The organism is Pseudomonas sp. CH235 (assembly GCF_004368175.1).
Lineage (GTDB): Bacteria > Pseudomonadota > Gammaproteobacteria > Pseudomonadales > Pseudomonadaceae > Aquipseudomonas > Aquipseudomonas paraglycinae.
Genome location: NZ_RRZJ01000011.1, coordinates 77,237 through 95,864 on the forward strand (window position 1 = coordinate 77,237; position 18,628 = coordinate 95,864).

Consider the following 18,628-nt stretch of genomic DNA (forward strand, 5'->3'; position numbering starts at 1 on the left):
GTAACCCAACAACTTTTGCGACACATAGGGTCAGGCGGTGACTGATTTGTTATTTTTAGTCATCAGCAATCAACCATAAAGAAGCCCGCAATCAGCGGGCTCTTTTGTTTAACAGTGCCGTGTTACAGCGCGAACAACTGCGCCGGCAGTTTCATCAGGCAATCGCTGCCCGCCTCGATCGCCGCACGATGCGCAGCGGTGCGCGGCAGCAACCGCTTGAAGTAAAACTCGCACGTCGCCAGTTTGCCCTGGCAGAAATCACCATCACCCTCACTCGACTCCAGCTGCGCCTGGGCAACCAGCGCCATGCGCAGCCACAGGTAGCCGAGAACGATGTAACCGCTGTACATCAGGTAATCCACCGACGCGGCGCCGACTTCATCCGGGTTCTTCATCGCGGCCATACCGACCTTCATGGTCAGGTCGCCCCACTGCTGATTGAGGCCATCGAGCTGCGCGACAAACTCGCCAAGTTGCGGATGCCCGGCGTTGGCCGCGCAGAATTTGTGGACGATCTTGGTGAAGTTGCGCAGCAGCTTGCCCTGACTGCCCAGCACTTTGCGCCCGAGCAGATCCAGCGCCTGAATGCCGTTGGTTCCCTCATAGATCGGCGCGATCCGGCAATCGCGAACCAGTTGTTCCATGCCCCACTCGCGGATAAATCCGTGGCCACCGAACACCTGCATGCCGTGGTTGGTCACTTCCAGCCCGGTGTCGGTCATGAACGCCTTGCAGATCGGGGTCAGGAACGCCAACAGGTCTTCGGCCTCCTGACGCGCCTGGGCGTCCGCGCTCAGGTGCGCGACATCGAGCATCTGCGCGGTGAAATAGGTCAGCGCGCGGTTGCCTTCGTTGAAGGCTTTCATGGTCAGCAGCATGCGCCGCACGTCCGGGTGGACGATGATCGGGTCAGCCGGTTTGTCCGGAGCTTTGGCACCAGTCAGGGCACGCATCTGCAGACGGTCGTTGGCGTATTTGATTGCGCCCTGGAAACTCGCTTCGCCCAGACACAGGCCCTGCATCCCGGTGCCGAGGCGCGCGTGGTTCATCATGGTGAACATGCAGTTCAGGCCCTTGTTCGGCTCGCCGATCAGGAAGCCTTTGGCGTCGTCGAAGTTCAACACACAGGTGGCCGAAGCCTTGATGCCCATCTTGTGTTCGATCGAACCGCAGGAAACGCCGTTGCGCTCGCCCGCCTCACCGGATGTGTCCGGGAGGAATTTCGGCACGATGAACAGTGAAATCCCCTTGGTCCCCGCCGGTGCGTCCGGCAGTTTGGCCAACACCAGATGAATGATGTTGTCGCTCATGTCGTGCTCGCCGGCAGAGATGAAAATCTTGCTGCCGGTCACTGCATAACTGCCGTCGGCTTGGGGCACAGCACGGGTCTTGATGATGCCCAGGTCGGTGCCGCAGTGGGCTTCGGTCAGGCACATGGTGCCGGTCCACTGGCCGGCAGTGAGTTTGCGCAGGTAGGTGTCTTTCTGTTCTTCGGTGCCGTGGGCGTGGATCGCCGACATGGCGCCGTGGGTCAGGCCCGGGTACATGCCCCAGGAAGTGTTGCTGGAGGCGACCATTTCGCTGATCACCAGCCCCAGCGAACTTGGCAGGCCCTGGCCGCCGTAAGCCGGATCTGCCGCCAGACCGTGCCAGCCACCTTCCACGTATTGTGCGAAGGCTTGCTTGAAGCCTGTAGGCGTTGTCACCACGCCGTTGTCGAAATGGCAGCCCTCTTCGTCGCCGCTGCGATTGAGCGGTGCCAGAACGTTCTCACAGAACTTCGCGCCCTCGTCGAGGATCGCGTTGATCATGTCCGGGCTGGCGTCGTGGGCGCCGAGGGTCGCGTACTGAGTGTGGAAGTCAAAGACGTGGTCGATCAGAAAGCGCATGTCGCGCAGGGGAGCTTTGTACTCGGGCATGGTGGCTTCTCCTTCAGCAGATTGCTTCAACCTACTGCCGGCCACCCTGCCCCACAATCACTGTCCAGACGCTGAATGAGCCGTCATCACTCAACCTGCGGCGCTGTCCATGCGCACCGCGCCACGGCGGTTCTGACCGAACGCCATCACGCAGTTACGGCCTGCGCCCTTGGCGCTGTAGAGGGCCTGGTCGGCGGATTTCAGCACCTCTTCCGGGGTGCGCTGTTCCAGGCGTTCGGCCACGCCGATGCTGACGGTGACCGACACGCTGGACGCGCCCGACCCCGAGCGACGCTGACGGCCCTGCTGATCATCCTGCGGGCGACTTTCCTGATTTCGCAGCTGGATGTTGTAGGACGCAATCGACTCACGGATGACTTCCAGGTGCGGCATGCACTCTTCAAGAGTCTTGCCCGCAAACACCAAGGCGAATTCCTCACCGCCATAGCGATAAGCCCTACCGCCGCCGCTGATTTTGGACAGCTTGCTGGCGACCAGTCGCAGGACCTGATCCCCCACGTCGTGGCCGTGGGTGTCGTTGAATTTCTTGAAGTGATCGACGTCGCTCATCGCCAGCACATAGTTGCGACCCAGACGCTGCATGCGCTCGTTGAGTGCGCGGCGGCCCGGCAAACCGGTGAGCTCGTCGCGGAAGGCCATTTGATACGCCTCGTGCGCTACCGCTGCCGCAATCATCAGCATGACCTGGCTGCACATGATGTTCAGGGTGAACGGCAGGATGAAGGTTTTCGGCAGCATCCAGAACACCCCGAGCAACCCCACCAGTTGCGCCGCGTGCAGCGGCCGCGGGTTGCGCCAGTATTGCCAGGCCAACAGCAGGAACGCCGAGATGAACACCGGATACGACAACTGGATCAGGCTCATCCACGCGCCGTGCAGCGCCGGCCAGCGGATCTCGGAAAGCCACATCAGCAACGCCTGCGGGTAACTTTGCTCAAGCCCCAGCGCCACGCTGCCAAAGGCCAGCAACACGGCGAAGCGCGCGACCATGTCCTGAAACAGGTGAGTGCGTTCCTGCCAGGCGGCGAACAATCCGAACAACAAGGGCAACAGCAGGCAGACAAGATGGAACACCACGGCCGCGTCTTCGCGCACCTTGCCGTTGTCGCGGTAATAGTCCGTCTGGGTGTCAAGCAGGAAGTAGGCGATGTACACCGTGACCATCAGGAACAGCTCGCGCTGGCGTCGGTAAACCGCACAGTACGAGCCGCCCAACAGCAACACCAAGGTCGGCAGCACGTTAAACAGTGAGGTGAAGAATACGTTGAGGTCTTTGACGTACGCAGCCGCCAACCCCGCGAGCAACAACAGCAGTGAAGGTAGAAAATGACTGAAACGTACAGCGGAAGAACGCGGCAAGGGAAAAAGCTCCGATCCGTCATAGCAAAGAGATGGCATTGTGCCTGCAATGTGGCCAGTTAAGCACACACAATGTGATCCAGATCACAGGCTGTCTCTTTAACGGCCGAAATCGGCAGTTGCTGAGTAATTCAGTAAGGTTTTTTGCGCAATGGCCGCTAGACGGCCACCATGGCCATCATTCTTGATGGCCATGGTGTGTTTTCTGCTCAGAGATCGTTGTAGAACGGCTGCAATGGCCCTTCTGCCGCCGGCCGGCCTTCAGCACCGTAAGGCTTGAGATTGAGCGATGCGTCCATCGCCTGGCGGGTCGTGACTTTCGGACTGGCCGGGCGCTGGGTCACGGCATTCTCGTCGCCGATATGGCCCTGCGGGATCACCAGCGATGGATGATCGAACGGTGCGCGTTCCCAGGCCACGCGCGGATCGGTCAGGCCGACTTCCATGAATTTCACCACGGCATCGATTTCGGCAGGCGTCAGGTTCAGCGCCGTCATGTCCGGATCGAGGTTGGAAGTGTTGTGCTGGTTCACCGCCGGATGCTCGAAGCCGCTGGTGTTGTTGGCGTCTTCGCCGCGCCGGTCACCGCCACGGTTGTAGAACTCCATCACCTGTTTAAGCGTCGAGCGGCTGCCGTTGTGGAAATACGGGCCGGTCAGGGCGATGTTGCGCAGGGTCGGCGTCTTGAACGCGCCATCGACCGAATCGCGGAAACCAGCATTTGGTTTGAGCGTGGCATCGCACGGAATCGCAGCGCTCAACGGCGCCTCGAACGTGCAGACATCGACGTCCAGCGGATCCACCGAACGGCCGCCCTGCAACACGCTGTTGTACTGCCGGGTGAACGACCATGGATTGCCCCACGCATCCGCACCGCCGAGGGCCAGGTCTTCCGAAGTCGGACGCACACCGGTGTTGTAGAAGCCGTTGTCGTAAAGGGTGGTCAGGTTGTCGGCCATCACCATGCGTTCGATGCGTTCGCGCGGATGCATCAGCAGGCGGCTGGCGGCGTTGGTCAACTCCGGCCCGCCGTGGCAATTGACGCATTTGCCCTTGCCGAGAAACAGGTTCATGCCCTCGACCTGTTGCGCGTTCATCGCGGTGTGATCGCCCTGCAGGTAGGCATCGATCGGCGCCTGATCGGACACCAGCGTGGCCTCATACATCTGGATCGCCAGGCCGAAGAACAGCGGGAAGTTGGCCTCCATCTGGGTGTACGGCGCACCGCCCACCAGAACGTTTTGCGTGGCGTTCCACAGCCTAGGCTGGAAGGCGTTCTTGATCAGCTCGCGATAGGTCGGCCGCCGCGCGCCGGATACCGGAGCCAGCACCGAGTCGGTAGACGAAATTCGTTGCTGCTTGAGCATCAACGTGTCGAGCATCCTGCGACCGATGTCGGCAAAGGTACGGCCACCGCAGGACATTTCCACCGGGCTGCCGGGCGGGCCGACGGCTTGCGAGGCGGCAGAGGCGTCGTTGAGCGCCAGCCGCACTTTGGTCGCAACCGTGCTGCGTTCGCTGGTCACGTAGATCCCGGCATCCGGATCGCGATTGCCGAACGGCGAGAAACCGTTGAAGACGTTATTGGCCCGACCGTCCCAGAAGTTGCGCACGTTGAACGCGGCATTGATTACCGACGGCGCGTTGCGCCCGGTGCTGCGACGCACGTTGATGCCACCGACCTGGAAAATACCGTCCGGCTGCTGAGTACATTTGTCGAAACGCGCCTGATTGGGTTTGACGAAGTTGGCGTCGAACACGCCTTGCGAGCCAACCACATCGTCCGTCGAGTACACGATGGGCGAATTGCGCTCCAGCGGATTGCTCAGCACGTGGGTCGGGAAGTCGGTTTTCTTCAGCGTGTAGTTCGGGCCGCCCTTGCCTCCGGACAACATCGCGTAGGACGCCACATCACCGGGAATGTCCGAGGCTACAAACGGTTTATTGAAGATCGACGCGACGTTGGCGTTGGTGTGCGCCTGGCCGGGGTTGAGCTGGTTGGTGATGCGGTGATCGACGCCGGCGTGGTAGTGGCAGGACGCACAGGCCGTGGAGCCATCGCTGCCGATCTCCATATCCCAGAACAACGCCTTGCCCAACAGGATCGCGGCCTGGCGATTGAGCACGTAGTCGGTCATCAGGTCGACCTTGCGCCCGCCTTCGGTTCCGGACGGATCGGGGGGCACCATCCCGCGCAACGATTGCAGCGAGGGAACCTCCGGCAAGGGAGGATCGACTTCGGCGGGGTCGGCGGCCCATGCGCTTTGGACTGATAGCGCAACGGGTAACCAGAAGGTCAAACGAGCGAGTCGACTGATGTTCATAGGCTTCACCCTGACTGTTGTTGTTAAATGCCGGGCGTCTTGCTTCTTTGAGCAGGCAGTTCTGGTTAGCACCGGTAAATCGGGCAGTGCAATTAATTGGCCAGTCTTCTGGAAACATTTTGAATCAACAAGCGCAAGGGGTCGGCTGAGCAGCGCCCTCATCAATGCTGGGGAATCAGCCCCGGAATTGGGGAAATCCGGGCACAAAAAAACCGCTGCCCCCGAAGGAGCAGCGGTTTTTTGAAGGACTGCGTTAAGGCTTAGTAGCCCAGTGCGAAGTCTTCTTCTTTCATGTCCATCAGGTTGTTGGCGCCCGACAGCATGGTTGCCACGTGCGTACGGGTACGCGGCAGGATGCGCTGGAAGTAGAAGCGCGCGGTTTGCAGCTTGGCGGTGTAGAACGCCTCATCGGTGGTGCCGGCAGCCAGTTTTTCAGCAGCCAGACGCGCCATGTCAGCCCAGAAGTAGGCCAGGCAGGCGTAACCGGAGTACATCAGGTAGTCCACGGAGGCCGCGCCGACTTCTTCACGATCTTTCATGGCGGCCATACCGACCTTCATGGTCAGCTCGCCCCACTCTTTGTTCAGTGCAGCCAACGGTGCGACGAATTCTTTAACGGCTTCGTTGCCTTCGTTGTTCTGGCAGAACTTGTGGACGATCTTGGTGAAGCCTTTGAGAGCCTCGCCTTGAGTCATCAGCACTTTACGGCCCAGCAGGTCGAGTGCCTGGATGCCGGTGGTGCCTTCGTACAGCATCGAGATGCGGCTGTCGCGAACGTTCTGCTCCATGCCCCACTCGGCGATGAAGCCGTGGCCGCCGTAGATCTGTACGCCGTGGTTGGCGGATTCGAAACCGACTTCGGTCATGAACGCTTTGGCGATCGGAGTCATGAAGGCCAGCAGTGCGTCGGCTTTCTTCTTCTCTTCTTCGTCCACGCCGTATTTGACGATGTCGACCTGCTTGGCGGTGAAGTACACCATCGCACGGTTGCCTTCGGCGAATGCTTTCATGGTCAACAGCATGCGGCGTACGTCTGGGTGAACGATGATCGGGTCAGCGGCCTTGTCCGGCGCTTTCGGGCCAGTCAGGGAACGCATTTGCAGGCGATCGCGAGCGTACTTCAGGCCGCCCTGGAAGCCGATTTCGGCGTGGGCCAGACCTTGCAGCGCGGTACCCAGACGTGCGGTGTTCATGAAGGTGAACATGCAGTTCAGGCCTTTGTTCGCCGGGCCGATCAGGAAACCGGTCGCGCCGTCGAAGTTCATCACGCAGGTCGCGTTGCCGTGGATGCCCATCTTGTGTTCGATCGAACCGCAGGTCACGGCGTTGCGTGCACCAACAGTACCGTCAGCGTTTGGCATGAACTTCGGAACGATGAACAGGGAAATGCCTTTGGTGCCGGCCGGTGCGTCCGGCAGGCGGGCCAGCACGATGTGGACGATGTTGTCGGCCATGTCGTGTTCACCGGCCGAGATGAAGATCTTGGTGCCGGAAACTTTGTAGGAACCGTCGGCCTGAGGTTCGGCCTTGGTGCGCAGCATGCCCAGGTCGGTGCCGCAGTGCGGCTCGGTCAGGCACATGGTGCCGGTCCACTCACCGGAGACCAGTTTGGTCAGATAGGCTTCTTGCTGTTCTGGGGTGCCGTGCTCGGAGATGGTGTTCATCGCGCCGTGCGACAGGCCTGGGTACATGCCCCAGGACCAGTTGGCTTCGCCGACCATTTCGCTGACTGCCAGACCCAGCGACTCAGGCAGGCCTTGACCGCCGTGCTCGACGTCATGGGCCAGGCTTGGCCAGCCGCCTTCGACGAATTGCTTGTAGGCCTCTTTGAAGCCGGTCGGGGTTTTCACGCCGGACTCGCTCCAGGTGCAGCCTTCGGTGTCACCCACGCGGTTCAGCGGTGCCAGCACCTGCTCACAAAACTTGGCGCCCTCTTCGAGAATGGCGTCAACCATGTCCGGCGTTGCCTCTGCACACGCTGGAAGGCTCTGATAGTGCGCTTCGTAGCCGAGCAGTTCGTCACGAACGAAGCGAATATCACGCAAGGGGGCCTTGTAGTCAGGCATAGCGATAAACCTCTGCTGATGTAACCGGGAATGAACGACCGCGTTGATTTGTTGTGACGGTCAAACAGTTGTTTGAAACATACGTTTACGCCGAAATCTTGTCAAGCGTCGTTCTTTTGCCATTCGTCATCAGATTTTCCGAACGCCGGACACAGCAACACGACATGCGCCCGACCGAGCCATGTGCACTGAAAAAAGATTAGTTGAGGGAGAAGGACTTACAACGAAAAACGCCGCGAACAGTCGCGGCGTCTGGCAAAGCGCAGATCAAAAAATCAGGCGAAGGTATCGATGATCGTACCGAGCATTTCATCGGAAGCCTTGGCGACTTTCACGCCCAGTTCCGCCTGAAACTTGCCTTGAGCCATCTCGACCATGTTGCTTGCCAGATCCGATTGCTGGGCGCGATCCACGGAACGCAGACGATCGACCTGTACTTCCGAAGATTGGCTGGTGACCGAACGCTCGATGGTGCTGCTGGCAATCTGGCTGGCGGCCTGATCGACGCGGTTCTGCCCGGTCTGAATGGTGCTCAGACCTGCATAAAAAGCTGTGTTTCCGGAGATTTCCATGGGAGCTCTCATCCTTGGGAAGGATCAATGGGTGCCATTGAACCAGAGGCGTCAGAAAAACACCCGTCAAAAACACTAATGGCACAGTGCCTTGTCATAGCCAAAATCAGTCGAGCAGATCCAGTTGCAAGTGATCGGCGACCGCTTCGGCGCTGACCGCCTTGAGTTTCGGCACCCGCCCCAGGCACGGCGCCGGAATCCGCTCGGCCAGTGTCGCGAGGTTTTCCTCCAGCCGCGACGTCTTCGGATCAATGATATTCGCCACCCATCCCGCCAGTTGCAGCCCGTCCCGGGCAATCGCCTCGGCCGTCAGCAACGCATGGCTGATGCAACCCAGACGCACGCCGACCACCAGAATCACAGGCAGCTTCAGCGCAATCGCCAGATCCGACAGATTGTCCTGATCCGCCAACGGCACCCGCCAGCCGCCCGCGCCTTCGATCAGCGTGAAGTCGGCATTCATGGCCAGAATCTCGCGCATCGGCGCCAGCAACGATTGCACGGTCAGCGCCACACCCGCCTCGCGCGCTGCCAGATGCGGCGCGATCGCCGGCTCGAACGCCACCGGGTTGACCTGTTGATACGTCAGCGGCAACGAGCATTCGGCCTGCAACGCCAGCGCATCGGAATTGCGCAAACCTCTGGGCGTCACCACACAACCGGACGCCACCGGTTTGCCCGCCGCCGTACTCAGCCCCGCCGACCGCGCAGCGTGCAGCAACCCGGCGGCGACGGTGGTCTTGCCAACGTCAGTGTCGGTTCCGGTGATGAAATAGGCTGCGCTCATAAGGGTTTCTCCAACACGGCGTAGACCACCTGATAAGTCGCCGGCAAGCCCTGCGGCTGACGGAACTGCTCATAGGCTTCGACCAGCCCCAGAATCCGCGCCCGACCGGTCAATCCGCCCGGCCGGCCGGGGTTCAGGTTATGCGCACCCAAGGCCTTGAGTTCATGGGTCAGGCTGCGCACATCCGGGTAATGCAGCACATGCGGCCGGTTCTCCAGACAAACACTGCGCAAACCACTGGCCGAGCACAATTGCTCGTAGCGGGCGAACTCGCGGAAACGGTTGACGTGCACCAGACCATCGACCTGACGCCAGCTGTCGCGCAATTCGTACAGCGTCCCTGCACAAAGACTAGCAAACGCGAAAATCCCCCCCGGTTTCAGCACCCGAAACGCTTCGCCGAGCACAGCTTCGAAGTCCGCGCACCACTGCACGGCGAGGCTGGAGAAGATCAGATCACACGTAGAATCCTGCAACGGTAAACGTTCGGCATCGCCAGCAATGAAGTGCGTGGCCCCGCCCAACGGCCGCGCGTGATTGAGCATGCCCTCCGCGATATCCAGCGCCAGCCCCTCACCAAATCGCTCGGCCAGTGCCCGAGTGAAATACCCGGTGCCGCAGCCCAGATCCAGCCAGCGTGCCGGCCGAAAATCCACCGGCAAGCGATTCATCAACTGCGCACCGACATCGCGCTGCAACTCGGCGACGCTGTCATAGCTGGCCGCTGCGCGAGAAAAAGAAGCCGCGACCTGGCGCTTGTCAGGCAAGCCGCCGGGCAACGCCGCAACAGACAAATCAGTCATCACCGCACTCACTTAAAAACGCCTGGATCGCACCGGCCACACCGTGGGGATCTTCCAGAAGAAACGCATGGCTGGCCTGCTCGATCAGACCGACCTCGACATCTGCCAGCAACGCGAACAGCTCGCCCGCGGCCTCCGCCGGCACCAACCCGTCCAGCCCGCCAAACAGATGCAATTGCGGACCACGAAACGCCTGCAAGGCATCGCGCGTATCGATCTGGGCCAACAGTTCAAGTCCCGCCATCAACGCGGCCGGCGAGGTATTCGGCGCGCCGCCGAGCAACAGCCGCGACAAGCCGCGCGCGTCTTGCGCGCCCTGGGCGCACAGCAGAGAGAATCGCTTGAGGGTCGTGCGCGGATCGACGCTGCAGCCGGCCAGAAACGCATCGAAGGTCTCGCCGGGCATCGCGCTCGGCCACTGTTCATGAGCGACAAACGAAGGATTGCTCGCCAGGGTCAGCAAGCCGCAGCAATGTTCGCCACGCCGCGCCGCCAGCTCGGACGCGAGCATGCCTCCCAGTGACCAGCCACCGAGCCAGGTATCTTCGGAGATGCGCTCATCGAGCTCGTCGAGCCAGTCTTGCAGATCGCTGGAGTCCAGCTCCGGCAGCGGCTCAATGTCGACCTGCAGGTGTTCGTCGAGTCCGCGCAACGCAGCGACCAGCGGCTCCAGCGGCGAAACGCCGAGCCCCCAACCCGGTAGCAGAATCAGGCGATCACGCATGGCTTGGCTCCGATTTGAGTTGAGCAAAGCAATCGGCCAGTCCTTCTAACAATAGCTGCACCTGCGCCTCGCTGTGGGCGGCGGTCAGCGTCACCCGCAACCGCGCGCTGCCGGCAGGCACGGTCGGCGGACGGATCGCGGTGACCATCAGCCCACGCTCGCGCAGCATCTGCGACAGACGCACAGCGCGACCGGCATCGCCGATCAGGATCGGCTGAATCGGCGTGAAGCTGTCCATCAGTTCCAGACCTATCTGCTCGGCGCCATAGCGGAACTGGCGGATCAGCGTTTGCAGATGCTCTCGACGCCAGTGCTCGCTGCGCAGCAGCTCCAGACTTTTCAAGGTTGCGCAGGCCAGGGCCGGCGGTTGGCTGGTGGTGTAGATGTATGGGCGGGCAAACTGGATCAGGCTTTCGATCAGCTCTTCACTGCCGGCCACAAAGGCGCCAGCCGTACCGAACGCTTTGCCGAGCGTGCCGACCAGCACCGGCACGTCTTCCTGGCTCAAACCGAAATGCTCGACGATTCCGCCACCGTTTGTCCCCAGCGGACCGAAACCGTGAGCGTCGTCAACCATCAGCCACGCACCTTTGGCCTTGGTTTCCCGGGCCAGCGCCGGCAGATCGGCGAGGTCGCCGTCCATGCTGAACACGCCGTCAGTAACCACCAGCGTATTGCCGGTGGCTTTCTCCAGACGCTTGGCGAGGCTGTCGGCGTCGTTGTGCAGATAACGATTGAAGCGCGCGCCGGACAACAATCCGGCATCCAGCAAAGACGCATGGTTGAGCCGGTCTTCCAGCACCGTATCGCCCTGCCCGACCAATGCGGTGACCGCGCCAAGGTTGGCCATGTAACCGGTGGTAAACAACAGCGCGCGGGGCCGCCCGGTGAGGTCGGCCAAGGCTTCTTCCAGTGCGTGATGCGGGCCGCTGTGGCCGATCACCAGATGCGAGGCACCGCCACCGACGCCCCACTTCGACGCACCGGCGCGCCAGGCTTCGATCACTTGCGGATGATTGGCCAGGCCCAGGTAATCGTTGTTGCAGAACGCCAGCAACGGCTGACCGTCGACCACCACTTGCGGCCCTTGTGGGCTTTCAAGCAGCGGTCGCTGGCGATAGAGATTTTCGGCACGACGGGCAGCAAGGCGTGCGGCGAGATCGAAAGACATGCAAGCCTCACGGGTGGCAAATGAGTCAGCAGGCGCCGCCCGAGGCAGCGCCTGAGAAGAACGGGCGATCAGACCGCCGCGTTGTAGAACTGCTCGCTGCTCTTCTGCTCCACCAGCGCCTGCTCGATGGCAGCCTGATGCACTTCGTCGGCGTGCTCTTCACGAGCTTCCGGCTGAATGCCCAGACGCGCGAACAGTTGCATGTCCTTGTCGGCCTGCGGGTTGGCGGTGGTCAGCAGTTTGTCGCCGTAGAAGATCGAGTTGGCGCCGGCGAAGAACGCCAGGGCCTGCATCTGCTCGTTCATCGCTTCGCGGCCGGCGGACAGGCGCACGTGGGATTGCGGCATCAGGATGCGCGCCACGGCGAGCATGCGGATGAAGTCGAACGGATCGACGTCGTCGGCGTTTTCCAGCGGCGTGCCGGCGACTTTCACCAGCATGTTGATCGGCACCGATTCCGGATGCTCCGGCAGGTTGGCCAGCTGGATCAGCAGGTTCGCACGGTCATCGAGGGACTCGCCCATGCCGAGGATGCCGCCGGAGCAGATTTTCATCCCCGCGTCGCGCACGTAGGCCAGGGTCTGCAGACGCTCGCTGTAAGTGCGGGTGGTGATGATGCTGCCGTAGAACTCCGGCGAGGTGTCGAGGTTGTGGTTGTAGTAGTCGAGCCCGGCCTTGGCCAGCGCTTCGGTCTGATCCTGATCGAGACGACCCAGGGTCATGCAGGTTTCCAGGCCCATGGCCTTCACGCCTTCGACCATTTTCAGCACGTAAGGCATGTCCTTGGCCGACGGGTGCTTCCACGCCGCGCCCATGCAGAAACGGGTCGAACCGATGGCCTTGGCGCGTGCGGCCTCTTCGAGGACCTTCTGCACTTCCATCAGCTTTTCTTTTTCCAGCCCGGTGTTGTAGTGACCGGACTGCGGACAATATTTGCAATCTTCCGGGCAGGCGCCGGTCTTGATCGACAGCAGGGTGGAAACCTGGACGCGGTTGGCGTCGAAATGCGCGCGGTGCACCGTCTGCGCCTGGAACAGCAAGTCGTTGAATGGCTGAACGAAGAGTGCTTTGACTTCGGCCAAAGTCCAGTCGTGACGCAGGGTGGCAGTGGTGCTGGCGCTCATGGGCGTTTCCTTGGTTATGCTTGGCTGGCGCCTGGGGAAACGGAATACCCACAGGCACGACACGGATGTTCGGCATATTTAAGGAAGAGCCATGCGCTGTCAACCACACTACGAAAGGCCGGTTTACATCTGGTTAAAAAACAAACAGAACTGTTTATTGTGCGATGAACCGGCAGACGCGCAAATCCCGATCTGCACCGCCTGCGAAACCGATCTGCCATGGCTGGGCGATCAATGCCTGACGTGCGCCCTGCCCTTGCCCACTGGCGGCCTGACCTGTGGGGGCTGCCTGAACGATCCACCGGCCTTTGAACAGGTGGCCGTGCCATGGACTTACAGCTTTCCGGTGGACACGTTGATCACCCGTTTCAAGCACAACGCCAAATGGCCACTTGGCCACTTGCTCGCCGACGTTCTCGGCGAGTTCCTGCAACATCGCTTCGAAGAAGACCTGCCTCGCCCGGACGCCTTGCTGCCGGTTCCACTTGCACCGAAACGCCTGCGCCAGCGCGGCTTCAATCAAGCGGCGATGCTGGCGCAGTGGCTGGGCAAGGCACTCGACCTGCCCTGCGAGGAACACAGTCTTTTGCGCGTGCAGGATACCGACGCCCAGCAGGCCCTCAGCGCCAAGGCGCGCAAACGCAATCTACGTCACGCCTTCGCCTTGAGCCCCGATGCCCAGGTGAAAGGCCGGCACCTGGCCCTGGTCGACGACGTGCTGACCACCGGCGCCACCGCCCAGGCGCTGGCCCGGTTGCTGATGGACGCCGGCGCCGCGCGGGTGGATGTTTACTGCCTGGCCCGCACGCCAAAACCCGGCGACGCGGCTTGACGGATACGCCTCGAGCCGCCAACGTCCTCCCTCAACCTTTCAGCACAAAGCGTCCGCCATGTCCCTGCCCTCTCTGTTGTCCCAGCACATCGTCCGCCGTCCGCAGCGCATCGCCTTGCTGCAACACATCGCCGAACAGGGTTCGATCACCCGCGCCGCAAAAAGCGCCGGTCTGAGTTACAAGGCGGCGTGGGATGCCATCGATGAGCTGAACAACCTCGCGCAAAAGCCTCTGGTCGAGCGCGCGGTCGGCGGCAAGGGTGGCGGTGGCGCCAAACTGTCGAGCGAGGGCGAGCGGGTGCTGCGCCTCTATCAAAAGCTGCAAGCCTTGCAGGCCCAGGTGCTGGAAGCGGCCGAGGACGCCAGCGATCTGGACCTGCTCGGTCGGCTGATGCTCAGGACCAGCGCGCGCAATCAACTGCACGGCAAAGTCGTGCTGATCGAAGGTCAGGGCCGCAACGACCTGATCCGCCTCGAACTCGCCGAAGGTCTGTCGATCGATGCGCAGATCACCCACGACAGCACCGTGCATCTGGAGCTGCAACCGGGCACCGAAGTGGTGGCGCTGATCAAGGCCGGCTGGCTCGAACTGCTCGCGCCAGAGGCCACGCCTGCCGTCGGCCACAACCTTTTGAGCGGTCGGATCGATGCGATTCTCGACGCCGAGGACGGCCCGAGCGAAGTGCGCATCGCCCTGCCCAACGGCCAGACCTTGTGTGCGCTGGCCGAACCGCTGGACTTGCGCACCCGTGGCCTGACGGTCGAGCAAGCGGTGCAGGTGCAGTTTTCCCCGTCCAATGTGCTGCTCGGAACACCGCTCTAAACAGCGCTGCAACGAAAGCGTCATCGACCCGCATTAAGGTGGCTGCCAAAACCATGCAGGGAGCCTGATGTGAGCCTATTAGAAGAAAACCAATCCACAGACCTGGAAAAAATGGTCGGCCTGAGCCGTCGCGGTTTCATCAGCGCCGGCGCGCTGTGCGGCGCGGCGATGTTCCTCGGCGGCAACCTGCTGAGCCGCAGCGTGCTGGCCGCCAGTGTCAGCGCCGGCAACAGCCGTCTGCTCGGCTTCGACAGCATTCCGGCGGCCACCACCGACACCATCAGCCTGCCCAAGGGCTACAAGTCGTCGGTGCTGATCAGCTGGGGTCAGCCGCTGCAAAAGAACGGCCCGGCCTTCGACCCGAGCGGCAACGGCACAGCGGCTGCGCAGGAAGTGCAGTTTGGCGACAACAACGACGGGATGAGCCTGTTTGAATTCCCGGGCGAGAAAAACCGTGCGTTGATGGCGATCAACAACGAATACACCAACTACCGCTACCTCTATCCGCACGGCGGCATGCCGCAATCGGCCGAGGACGTGCGCAAGGCCCTGGCCTGCGAAGGCGTGTCGGTGATTGAGGTGCAGCGCAAGAATGGCCAGTGGCAGTTCGTCCAGGGCTCGCGCTACAACCGGCGCATTCACGGTAACTCGCCGTTGCGCATCAGCGGCCCGGCCGCCGGTCACGAGCTGATGAAAACCAGCGCTGACAAGCACGGCAAGAAAGTCCTCGGCACCTTCCAGAACTGCGCCAACGGCAAGACGCCGTGGGGCACCTATCTGACCTGCGAAGAGAACTTCACCGACTGCTTCGGCAGCAGCAACGCCCAGCAACAGTTCGACCCGGCGCAGAAACGCTACGGCGTGTCGGCCGCCAGCCGCGAGATCAACTGGCATCCGTTCGATCCGCGCTTCGACATGGCGAAGAACCCCAACGAGCTCAACCGTCACGGCTGGGTCGTGGAGATCGATCCGTTCGACCCGCAATCGACCCCGGTCAAACGCACCGCGCTGGGCCGCTTCAAACATGAAAACGCCGCACTGGCCGAGACCGACGACGGTCGCGCCGTGGTGTATATGGGCGACGACGAACGCGGCGAGTTCATCTACAAATTCGTCAGCCGCGACAAGATCAACCACCGCAACGCCAAAGCCAACCGCGACATCCTCGATCACGGCACGCTGTACGTGGCCAAGTTCGATGCCGGCGACGGCAATCCGGATCATCCGAAAGGCCAGGGTCAGTGGATCGAACTGACCCACGGCAAGAACGGCATCGACGCCAGCAGCGGTTTCGCCGATCAGGCTGAAGTGCTGATTCACGCACGTCTGGCAGCCAGTGTGGTCGGCGCCACGCGCATGGACCGTCCGGAATGGATCGTGGTCAGCCCGAAAGACGGCCAGGTTTATTGCACCCTGACCAACAACGCCAAACGGGGCGAAGACGGCCAACCGGTGGGCGGGCCGAACCCGCGCGAGAAGAACGTCTACGGTCAGATCCTGCGCTGGCGCACCGACCGCGACGATCACGCGTCGAAGACTTTCGCCTGGGATCTGTTCGTGGTCGCCGGCAACCCGGGCGTCCACGCTGGGACGCCGAAGGGCGGTTCGTCGAATATCACCCCGCAGAACATGTTCAACAGCCCGGACGGCCTCGGTTTCGACAAGGCCGGACGGTTGTGGATTCTCACCGACGGCGACTCGAGCAACGCCGGTGATTTCGCCGGGATGGGCAACAACCAGATGCTCTGCGCCGATCCTGCAACCGGTGAAATTCGCCGGTTCATGGTCGGGCCGATCGGTTGCGAGGTCACCGGGATCAGTTTCTCGCCGGATCAGAAAACCCTGTTCGTCGGGATTCAGCACCCGGGCGAGAACGGCGGTTCGACCTTCCCCGAGCACCTGCCGAACGGCAAGCCACGCTCATCGGTGATGGCGATTACCCGTGAGGATGGCGGGATCGTCGGCGCCTGATCGGGCGACGCTCTGATCGTTCCCGTGCGCTGCGCGGGAACGATCCCACTCAAGACAGCCCGTCTGCGCTACCATGCTGAGCCGGACGCGGCAGCCTGCTGCGCGCAGGAGTCAGCATGGCCCACCCGTTTGAAACCCTCACCCCAGACCTCGTGCTCGATGCCGTCGAAAGCATCGGCTTCCTGAGCGACGCGCGCATTCTGGCGCTCAACAGTTATGAAAACCGCGTCTATCAGGTCGGCATCGAAGACTCGGAACCACTGATCGCCAAGTTCTATCGCCCGCAGCGCTGGACCAACGAAGCTATCCTGGAAGAACACCAGTTCACCTTCGAACTGGCCGACGTCGAAATCCCGGTGGTGGCGCCGTTGATCCACAACGGTGAAACCCTGCACGAACACGCCGGTTTTCGTTTCACCCTGTTTCCCCGTCGTGGTGGCCGGGCGCCGGAGCCGGGCAATCTCGACCAGTTGTATCGCCTCGGCCAGTTGCTCGGGCGCATGCACGCGGTCGGCGGCACCAAACCGTTCGAGCACCGCGAAGCGTTGGCCGTGAAGAACTTCGGCCATGACTCGCTGACCACCCTGCTGGAAGGCAACTTCATTCCCAAGAGCCTGCTGCCGGCCTACGAGTCCGTCGCCCGCGACCTGCTCAAGCGTGTGGAAGACGTCTACGCCAACACGCCGCACCAGAACATCCGCATGCACGGCGACTGCCACCCCGGCAACATGATGTGCCGCGACGAGATGTTCCACATCGTCGACCTCGACGACTGCCGCATGGGGCCGGCGGTACAGGACATCTGGATGATGCTCGCCGGCGATCGTCAGGATTGTCTGGGACAGTTGTCGGAATTGATGGACGGCTACAACGAATTCCATGACTTCGACCCGCGTGAACTGGCGCTGATCGAACCGCTGCGCGCCCTGCGCCTGATGCATTACAGCGCGTGGCTGGCCCGACGCTGGGACGATCCGGCGTTCCCCCGCAGCTTTCCTTGGTTCGGCAGCGAGCGGTATTGGGGCGATCAGGTACTGGCGTTGCGTGAGCAACTGTCGGCGTTGAACGAAGAGCCGTTGAAGCTTTTCTGACACGACACGTCTATACAACTGCCCGTACAATCGCTGCTTTGTTAGCTGCCTAAGCAAGGATTCTGCATGCAAGCCGCCAACCCGCGTCGCGGGTACATTCTGGGCCTTAGCGCCTACATCATCTGGGGACTGTTCCCGCTCTACTTCAAAGCCATCGCCGAAGTGCCGGCGGTGGAAATCATCATCCACCGGGTGCTGTGGTCGGCGCTGTTCGGCGCGCTGCTGTTGATGGTGTGGAAGCATCCCGGCTGGTGGCAGGAGCTGCGCGACAACCCGAAACGCCTGGCGATTCTTGCACTGAGCGGCACCTTGATCGCGGCCAATTGGCTGACCTACGTCTGGTCGGTGAACAACGGCCGGATGCTGGAAGCGAGCCTCGGTTACTACATCAACCCGCTGGTGAACGTATTGCTTGGCATGCTGATCCTGGGCGAACGCCTGCGGCGCATGCAGTGGCTGGCGGTCGGTCTGGCGGCGGTCGGCGTTGCGCAGCAGGTCTGGCAGGTCGGCAGTCTGCCGTGGGTGTCGCTGGTGCTGGCGCTGACCTTCGGTTTCTACGGGCTGATCCGCAAGCAGGCGCCGGTCAAGGCGTTGCCGGGGCTGGTGGTGGAAACCTGGATGCTGGTGCCGATCGCCCTTGCGTGGCTGCTGTTCAATCCGACCGCGACCAGTGCTCAGGCCGAGTTCTGGACCACCTCCGAAGCCTGGTGGCTGGTGGCGGCCGGTCCGGTGACGCTGGTGCCGCTGGTCTGCTTCAACGCGGCGGCACGGCACCTGCCCTACACCACCCTCGGATTCCTGCAATACCTGGCGCCGACTTTGGTACTGCTGCAAGCCGTGCTGCTGTTCGGTGAGCACTTGTCGTCCAGCACGCTGATCGCCTTCATGTTTATCTGGGCCGGTCTGGCGGTGTACAGCGTCGATGCGTGGCTGAGCCTGCGCCGGCGCAGCTGATCAAAAAACGCACAAACCTCCGCAGGCCACGGTTCTCGTGGCCTGTATCGTTCCTTCCCAAGGTTATCCACAGCGTGATCCCCGCCG

15 protein-coding genes are annotated in these 18,628 nt (G+C 61.8%); 5 read left to right on the forward strand and 10 right to left on the reverse strand.

The genetic code is table 11. The features are described 5' to 3' along the window. Positions 1-122: 122 nt before the first annotated feature. The 10 genes from EIY71_RS14130 to bioB form a co-directional block, all read right to left on the reverse strand. On the reverse strand, positions 123-1,919 hold the full coding sequence (locus EIY71_RS14130) for an acyl-CoA dehydrogenase C-terminal domain-containing protein (RefSeq protein ID WP_134022041.1): 1,797 nt from the start codon (positions 1,917-1,919) through the stop codon (positions 123-125). Positions 1,920-2,009: 90 nt separating this feature from the next. Then, positions 2,010-3,299, reverse strand: a complete 1,290-nt coding sequence (locus tag EIY71_RS14135) for a GGDEF domain-containing protein (RefSeq protein ID WP_064380305.1) — start codon at positions 3,297-3,299, stop codon at positions 2,010-2,012. A gap of 209 nt (positions 3,300-3,508) precedes the next feature. After that, positions 3,509-5,623, reverse strand: coding sequence for a cytochrome-c peroxidase (locus EIY71_RS14140; RefSeq protein ID WP_134022043.1), 2,115 nt, complete (start codon positions 5,621-5,623; stop codon positions 3,509-3,511). Positions 5,624-5,883: 260 nt separating this feature from the next. Further along, positions 5,884-7,689, reverse strand: coding sequence for a phenylacyl-CoA dehydrogenase (locus EIY71_RS14145; RefSeq protein ID WP_102685701.1), 1,806 nt, complete (start codon positions 7,687-7,689; stop codon positions 5,884-5,886). Positions 7,690-7,964: 275 nt separating this feature from the next. Then, the gene (locus EIY71_RS14150) at positions 7,965-8,261 is read right to left on the reverse strand and encodes a hypothetical protein (protein ID WP_007959856.1); all 297 of its coding nucleotides are present in this window, start codon (positions 8,259-8,261) and stop codon (positions 7,965-7,967) included. Positions 8,262-8,367: 106 nt separating this feature from the next. Continuing rightward, entirely contained in the window at positions 8,368-9,048 is a 681-nt protein-coding gene (gene bioD / locus EIY71_RS14155; protein WP_007959854.1) for a dethiobiotin synthase, read from the reverse strand. Further along, a complete protein-coding gene (gene bioC, locus EIY71_RS14160; RefSeq protein WP_134022045.1) occupies positions 9,045-9,851 on the reverse strand; it encodes a malonyl-ACP O-methyltransferase BioC in 807 nt (268 codons plus the stop codon). Before bioC ends, bioD begins: the two co-directional genes overlap by 4 nt. Next, on the reverse strand, positions 9,844-10,575 hold the full coding sequence (locus EIY71_RS14165) for an alpha/beta fold hydrolase (protein ID WP_085746611.1): 732 nt from the start codon (positions 10,573-10,575) through the stop codon (positions 9,844-9,846). The genes bioC and EIY71_RS14165 overlap by 8 nt, the downstream gene beginning before the upstream one ends. Next, positions 10,568-11,746 (reverse strand): 8-amino-7-oxononanoate synthase, encoded by a 1,179-nt coding sequence (gene bioF, locus EIY71_RS14170; protein WP_085746612.1) that lies wholly within the window; start codon positions 11,744-11,746, stop codon positions 10,568-10,570. The genes EIY71_RS14165 and bioF overlap by 8 nt, the downstream gene beginning before the upstream one ends. 68 nt (positions 11,747-11,814) lie before the next feature. Then, positions 11,815-12,870, reverse strand: a complete 1,056-nt coding sequence (bioB, locus tag EIY71_RS14175) for a biotin synthase BioB (protein WP_007959840.1) — start codon at positions 12,868-12,870, stop codon at positions 11,815-11,817. A 91-nt stretch (positions 12,871-12,961) separates the two neighbouring features. Between bioB and EIY71_RS14180 the strand changes: the two genes are divergently transcribed. The 5 genes from EIY71_RS14180 (at position 12,962) to rarD (ending at position 18,541) form a co-directional block, all read left to right on the forward strand. Next, entirely contained in the window at positions 12,962-13,702 is a 741-nt protein-coding gene (locus tag EIY71_RS14180) for a ComF family protein (RefSeq protein ID WP_134022047.1), read from the forward strand. Positions 13,703-13,760: 58 nt separating this feature from the next. Continuing rightward, on the forward strand, positions 13,761-14,525 hold the full coding sequence (locus EIY71_RS14185) for a TOBE domain-containing protein (RefSeq protein WP_085746615.1): 765 nt from the start codon (positions 13,761-13,763) through the stop codon (positions 14,523-14,525). A gap of 69 nt (positions 14,526-14,594) precedes the next feature. Further along, entirely contained in the window at positions 14,595-16,496 is a 1,902-nt protein-coding gene (locus tag EIY71_RS14190) for a PhoX family phosphatase (protein ID WP_085609069.1), read from the forward strand. Between the two features lie 116 nt (positions 16,497-16,612). After that, on the forward strand, positions 16,613-17,587 hold the full coding sequence (locus tag EIY71_RS14195; RefSeq protein ID WP_085609068.1) for a serine/threonine protein kinase: 975 nt from the start codon (positions 16,613-16,615) through the stop codon (positions 17,585-17,587). A 66-nt stretch (positions 17,588-17,653) separates the two neighbouring features. Next, complete coding sequence (gene rarD / locus EIY71_RS14200) at positions 17,654-18,541, forward strand: EamA family transporter RarD (RefSeq protein WP_007959831.1); 888 nt, start codon at positions 17,654-17,656, stop codon at positions 18,539-18,541. The last annotated feature ends 87 nt before the right edge of the window (positions 18,542-18,628 follow it).